At 72.4% G+C, this 6446-nt stretch carries 5 protein-coding genes; 3 read left to right on the top strand and 2 right to left on the bottom strand.

Going from position 1 to position 6446, the window contains the following annotated elements:
• Positions 1 to 78 precede the first annotated feature (78 nt).
• Positions 79 to 1191, bottom strand: a complete 1113-nt coding sequence (locus VI078_12125; GenBank protein ID HEY6000027.1) for an AI-2E family transporter — start codon at positions 1189 to 1191, stop codon at positions 79 to 81.
• A gap of 124 nt (positions 1192 to 1315) precedes the next feature.
• Between VI078_12125 and VI078_12120 the strand changes: the two genes are divergently transcribed.
• Together VI078_12120 and VI078_12115 are read left to right on the top strand one after the other, a co-directional pair.
• Positions 1316 to 2293 (top strand): CDP-alcohol phosphatidyltransferase family protein, encoded by a 978-nt coding sequence (locus tag VI078_12120; protein ID HEY6000026.1) that lies wholly within the window; start codon positions 1316 to 1318, stop codon positions 2291 to 2293.
• Between the two features lie 10 nt (positions 2294 to 2303).
• Positions 2304 to 3071, top strand: coding sequence for a phosphocholine cytidylyltransferase family protein (locus VI078_12115; protein ID HEY6000025.1), 768 nt, complete (start codon positions 2304 to 2306; stop codon positions 3069 to 3071).
• A 53-nt stretch (positions 3072 to 3124) separates the two neighbouring features.
• Here the strand turns inward: VI078_12115 and VI078_12110 are convergent, their stop codons facing one another.
• Positions 3125 to 4990, bottom strand: a complete 1866-nt coding sequence (locus VI078_12110; GenBank protein ID HEY6000024.1) for a sulfatase-like hydrolase/transferase — start codon at positions 4988 to 4990, stop codon at positions 3125 to 3127.
• 182 nt (positions 4991 to 5172) lie between these two features.
• On the opposite strand from VI078_12110, the gene VI078_12105 reads away from it, so the two are divergent.
• Positions 5173 to 6446: MMPL family transporter (locus tag VI078_12105; protein ID HEY6000023.1), on the top strand; the 1274-nt coding region annotated here is incomplete at its 3' end.

The following is a 6446-nucleotide window of genomic DNA, read 5'->3' as shown; positions in this document are numbered from 1 at the left end:
CCGCGCCCACCGACGGCCAGGGGCGGATCAGCGTCGCGACGGCGTCGAAGAGGACCGCCCGCGGCGGCGGCGGGCGGCTCAACCCGCCTGCCCCGCCGGCGGGGCGGGCGGCTCCATGAACTCGCAGCGGAAGATCTCCAGCAGGGCCTGGACCACCGCGACGATGAGCGGGCCGAAGACCACGCCGAGCATCCCCGCGAACTGGATGCCGCCGAGCACCGAGAAGAAGATCAGCAGCGGGTGCATCTCGACCGGCCCCTTGACGACGAGGATCCGCACGACGTTGTCGACGCTCGAGATCACGATGAAGCCCCAGAGCAGCAGGAAGAGCGCGGCGCCCGTGTGCCCCTGCGCGAACAGGATCAGCGCCGCCGGGAGCCAGACGATGGCGCAGCCGACGACCGGCACGAGACTCATGAACGCCATGACCGCCCCCCAGAGCGTCCCCGGGAGCCCGACAAGCCAGAAGGCCGACCCGCCGAGGACCCCCTGGACGAGCGCGACGACGCCGCTGCCGACCACGGCGGACTTGACGATGCCCACGAAGGTCCGCTGCAGCTGCTGCAGGTGGTCGTCGTGCAGGGGCACCAGCCCTGAGGCCCAGCGCGCGAACCGCCCGCCGTCGAGCAGGAAGAAGAAGAGCGAGAAGAGCACGACGGCGAACGTCCCGACCGAGGTCACGACGTTGGAGGCGACCGAGGTGCCCATGCGCACGCCGTAGTCGCTGACCTTGCCGAGGAAGCTGATCGCGATCCCCTTGAGGTTCAGCGCCTTGACGTCCAGCCAGGGCGCGTGGGCGCTGAGCCAGGCCTCGGCGGCGTCCCAGTCGCGAATCCGCAGCAGCCCGTCGAGGAGGCTCGCGTCCGCCGCCCGCGCGGTCAGCGACTGGTAGAGGTCGACCGCCTGCTTGGTCACGAGGAAGCCGACGATCACCACCGGCACGATGACCACGAGGACGACGACCACGACGGTGAGCGCGGCCGCCGGGCCGCCCCTGCCGCCGAAGGACCGCCGCAGCCGGTCGAAGAAGGGGTAGAAGATGATGTCGAGGATCGCCGCTATCGCGATCGCGGAGAAGAAGGGCCGGAAGAGCTTCCAGGCGAGGAAGAGCGCCACGGCCAGCGCCCCGAGGATGAAGTAGCGCCCCGTGCGGTCATACTGCGGCCCCCCGACCTGCGCCTCCCCGGACATGGGTCGCATGATAGCAGAAGCGCCGGTCTGGGCGCGGCGCCCCCCCGGCCGCGATTGTCACGCACGCGCGGGTTCTGCTATAACCTGCCTCCGCACGGAGGCCGCGCAGCGAGGGGGGGATTTCGTGGGCTGGAAGCAGGCCAGGGCCGACTACCGCAGGATGGCCAAGCCGCGGGCCGTCGAGGAGGTGGGGGACATCTACCTCATCCGGCCGCTGGGCTTCCTCATCGTCCAGGCGCTGCGGCGCACCCCCGTCACGCCGACCCAGGTCTCGGTGCTCGCGGTGCTCGCCGGCTGGCTCAGCGCGTGGTTCTATTTCGAGTCGGCGCGGCGCGGCACGGTCGCGACGCTGGCCGTCCTCGGCGCCCTCGCGCTGCTGCTGCACTCGGCGCTCGACAGCGCCGACGGCCAGCTCGCCCGGCTCAAGAGCATGCAGACGCCGCTCGGACGGATCGTCGACGGCTTCTGCGACAACCTCTCGTTCCTGGCGATCTACCTGGCCATCATCTGCGGCGGCTGGGAGCGCGCCGGGACGCACGCCCCCCTGCTGCTGGCGCTCGCGGCGGCGGCGGGCGCGTCGCACTCGGTGCAGAGCTCGCTCGTCGAGTACCAGCGCACGCTCTACCTCCACTACGTCCACGGCAAGACGGACGTCGTGGACGCGCAACCGGAGCGGCTCAGGCACTCGGCACCCTCCGGCGCCGGCGCGGCGCTGCTCCAGGCCGTCCACCGCGCCTACTACCACCAGCAACGCTTCTTCCTCTCCTCCAGCGCCGCGCTCGAGCGCGCGATCACGCACTGGCGCCACCGCCACCCGCGCCTGGCGGGCGCGCTGGCGCCGCGCTACGAGGCCGGCCAGCGGCCGCTGCTGCCGTGGTGGGCGCTCATGGCCTCCAACTCGCACAAGGCGGGGATCGTCGTCGCCGCCTTCCTCCCCGTCGGCGCGGGGTCCTTCTGGGCCGGCCTGGGCATGGGCTGGTACCTGGTCTACGTCCTGCTCCTGAACCTGGCGCTGCTCGCGCTCATCCCCGCACAGCGCCGGCGCGACCGCCGGCTCGCCGCCGAGCTCGAGACGCTGGCCGCCTCCGGCGCGGGCGCCTGAGGCCGCCGCGATGGAACGCGCCCAGCGGACGGACTGCCTGATCATCGCCGCCGGCAAGGGGAGCCGGCTGGCCGCGCTCGGCGAGCCCAAGCCGCTCGTCACGCTCGCCGGCATGACGCTGCTCGAGCGGGTGATGCTGACGGTCGCGGCGGCCGGGATCCGCAGCTTCCGCGTCGTGACCGGCTACCTCGGCGAGGCGATCGAGCGCTTCGTCCCGGCCTCGCCGCTGCTCGCCGGCCTGGACGTGCGCTTCGTGCGCAACGACGAGTGGGAGAAGGCCAACGGCGTCTCCGTGGCGCGCGCCGCATCGAGCCTCGGGGACCGCTTCGTCCTGCTCATGTCGGACCACCTCTTCGACCCGCGGATCCTCGCGCGCCTGCTCGCCGAGCCGATCGCGGCCGACGAGGTGATCCTCGCCGTCGACTCGCGCATCGAGGGGCATCCGACCGTCGATCTCGAGGACGTGACGAAAGTGCGCGTGGAAGCGGGGGCGATCCGCGAGATCGGCAAGGGGATCGCGACGTACAACGCCTTCGACACCGGGATCTTCCTCTGCACGCCGGCGCTGTTCGCCGCGCTCGAGGAGAGCTTCCGCGCCGGCGACTTCTCGCTCTCGGGCGGCATCGGCCGGCTCGCCGCGCGCGGCAAGGCGCGGGTGTTCGACGTCGGCGACGGGCTCTGGATCGACGTCGACGACGTCCCGGCCTACGAGCGCGCCCGGGCCCTGGTCGCCTCGGGGGCGCTCGCCTCAGGCGCCGGCCCGCGTCCCGGCGCATAACGCGGAAATCCCCCTCCCCCCTGTGGCAAAGGGGGGGCCGTGAACGACGGGAGTCAGGGCGCCGTCGCGCTCGCCCCGCGCGGCCAGATCAGGTCGGCCTCCAGCAGCTTCTGGTTGACGTACATCTGCCCCAGGCGCTCGCGCATCCGCTCCAGGGCCGCGGCGGCCTCGGGGCGCCCCGCGACGTCGGTGCGCTCGCCGGGGTCGCGCGCGAGGTCGAAGAGGGCGTCGCGGTCGAAGTGCCGCACGATCTTCCACGGATACTCGACGACGCTGAGAAAGCGGCCGGAATAGGGCTGCACGAGGTAGATCGGGTGCAGCCGCCGCGCCGGCTCGAGCAGCGAGACCCCCTGGAAGGGATCGCGCGCCACCGGCAGCTGCAGCAGATCGAGGAGCGTCGGCGCGACGTCCATCTGCGAGAAGGGCGCGTCCGCGATGCGCCGCGGCGCCACGCGGCCCGGCCAGCGCAGCGCGAACGGGATGCGGAAGAACTCCTCGTCGGCGTGCGCCTCGTTGTGGAAGTACCCGTGCTCGCCGGTCGGCGTGGCGTGGTCCGCCGTGATGGCCAGGATGCCCGCCGCGAGGCGCGGCCGCCGGCCGGCCTCCTGAAGCAGCGTGCCCAGGAAGCGGTCGGCGAGGTTGATCGAGTTCTCCAGGCGCTCGCGTGGCGTCTCCGGCGCGGGGTGCAGGCCCCGCAGCGCCTGCGGCACGGCGTCGAAGGGCATGTGATTGCCGATCGGCGCGAGCACCACGAACAGCGGGCGGTCGCCGGCCTCGCGGCGGATCGCGTCCAGCCGCTCCAGGCACCGCGTGTAGAAGACGTCGTCCTCCAGCCCCCAGCCCCAGATCTTCTCCCGGTCGCCCGGCGCCATGAACTCGGAGACGGACTGCACGACGTCGAAGCCGTTGGCGCCGAGGAAGGCGCGGGTGTTGTCGTACGCGGCGTCCTTGTAGGCCTGCAGGAAGACCGTGCGGTAGCCGAAGCCGCGCAGCAGCGCCGCCAGCGAGAGGAAGCTGCGGTCCGCGAAGGGCTCGAACTCCTTGCCGCGCAGGCTCGGGATCGCCGAGAAGAGCGTCGCGAACTGCCCCTTGGACGTCTGGATGGAGTTGGCGTAGAAGCGCTCGACGCTGAGCGCCTCGTGCGCGAAGGCGTCGAAGACGGGGGTGATGGCGCGCCCGTCCGCGGTCGTGCCGCCGACCATGGTCCCGGCGAAGGACTCGACCATCACCAGCATCACGTCCGGCGCCGGCGCGACCGGCGTCCGGGCGGCCGCGCCCGGCTCTGAGCGCACCAGCGGGAACGTCCCCGGCGCCGGGTCCGGCGTCTGCGGGTAGTCCGGCACGTAGTAGGCCCCGATGCTGCGCACCAGGGAAGTGAACCCGTCCTGCGTCGGCAGCGGGGAGATTGCCAACGCCCCGAAGAGACCGGCGGCCGCGACCGCCTTGAGCGCGACGGGCCGCCGCTCGGCCTCTCCCGAGAGCAGGCGCCAGCGTCGCTCGAGCGCCAGCAGGACGACGCAGCCGCCGATGCCCACGAACAGCCCGACCGAACCGATGCGGCTGAAGATGACCTGCCACGACTCGTAGTAGCGCATCTCCGCCAGGTTCTGCATCAGCAGGTCGAAGCTGAACGGGGTCCGGGCCTCGCGCTGGTAGGACCAGAGCGCGTTGGCGAGGAACAGCAGCAGCAGCGTCAGCCCGGCCCGCAACCGCGGCGCCCCCGGCAGCGGCGCGCGCACCGCCTGCACCAGGGCCTGGAGCGCGAGCAGCCCCAGCAGCGCGCCGGCGGCGTCGGCAGGCTTCCCGGGCGACCAGAGGCCCGCGCGGGCGGCGGCCGCCAGGTGCTGGAGCCAGAGCGCCGCCGCCAGGGCGTTGGGCCAGCCGAGGGCCAGCGGCAGCCAGCGGCGCACGTGGTTCATGTCGCGGGGTTATTTCACGCGGCCGCTCGGGGTGTCAAGCGGCGCGCGCCGCCGCGGGGCCGCGTCGCTTGCGCGGGGAGCCTCCAGGTTGTATCGTGCGCGCCATGTCTGCGCACCCGAGCCCAGTTCCGCCGGCCGCCGCGCGCGCCTCCAGCGCCCGGTAGCCGGGCACCGTCGGCCCCATGCAGTCCCGGTACGCTGCGCTCGCCCGGTTCATCTGCCGCACGGCCTGGCGCCATCCGTGGCGCTGGGTCGCGCTGGTCGTCCTGGTCAGCGCGCCCGCGGCGTGGCAGGCATCGCACCTGAGCGTCGATTCCGACCTGATCCGCCTCCTGCCCAGGTCGAGCCCGGCCTCCGTGCTGACCAAGCAGCTCGACCCGGTGGTGAGCGACGGCGGCGCGTTCGTGCTCATGCTCGAGGGAGACGACCGCGCGCGGCTGCTCCAGGCGCTGCACGCCGCGGCCGACCGCGTGGCCGCCCTCCCCGAGGTCTCGTCCTTCCAGTACCGCTGGCCGGTGGACTTCTTCCGCACCTGGCGCTACCTGCTGATACCCAACGACTACGTCCGGCGCATCGGCGACGAGGTCCTCGCCTGGGAGGCGAAGGTCAACCCGTTCGTCGAGGACCTCGCGGCCGAGCCGGCCGGCGCGAAGCCGCCGGAGACGGTCGGGGAGGAGGAGGACCGGGAGGACCTCAAGGTCTCGCTGCGCTACTACTCGGCGCTGCCCGAGTACCACGAGAGCAGCGATGGCCGGGTCATGGGGATGATCGTCAGGACCCGCCAGGGGGTGACGAACATCGGGGAGATCGAGCGGCTGTACGGGAAGCTGCGCGCGATCGCCGCGGACCTCCAGCGCACCCACGGCGTCTGGGCGGGGGTCGGCGGCTCGCACCGCAACAAGCTGGACGAGCTGCACCTGATCCGCGCCGACCTCGCCCGCGCCGGCGTCTTTTCCAGCGCGCTGATCGCCCTCGTCGTCTTCGTCAGCTTCGGCTCGCTCGCCGCCCTCGTGCTCGTGTTCCTGCCGATGGCCCTGGGCATCCTCTGGGCCTTCGCCATGGTGCCGCTCACCGTCGGCGATCTCAACCTCGTCACGGCGTTCATCGTCGGCATCATGTTCGGCCTCGGCGTCGAGAACGCGATCTACCTGGTCAAGGACTTCCAGAAGGCGCTGCCCCGGCTCGGCGTCGAGGGGGCGCTGCTCGACACCTACCTCTCGACGGGGCCGTCGGTGATCATCTCCGGCCTCACGACCGGCTTCTCGCTGCTGCTGCTCACGGTGGTCTCGACGTTCCGGGGCTTCTCCGAGTACGGCTTCATCGGCTTTCTGGCGATCATGCTGATCATGGCCTCGATGTTCGTCGTGCTGCCCGCGACGCTCGTGCTCGCCGAGCGCTGGCGCCTGCTGCGCCCGTACGCGACGGCGCTCTCCAACCCGCCGGGCCCGCGCCCGCT

Source organism: bacterium (assembly GCA_036524115.1).
Classification (GTDB): domain Bacteria; phylum JAUVQV01; class JAUVQV01; order JAUVQV01; family DATDCY01; genus DATDCY01.
This window is presented reverse-complemented; position numbering and strand designations above follow the sequence as displayed.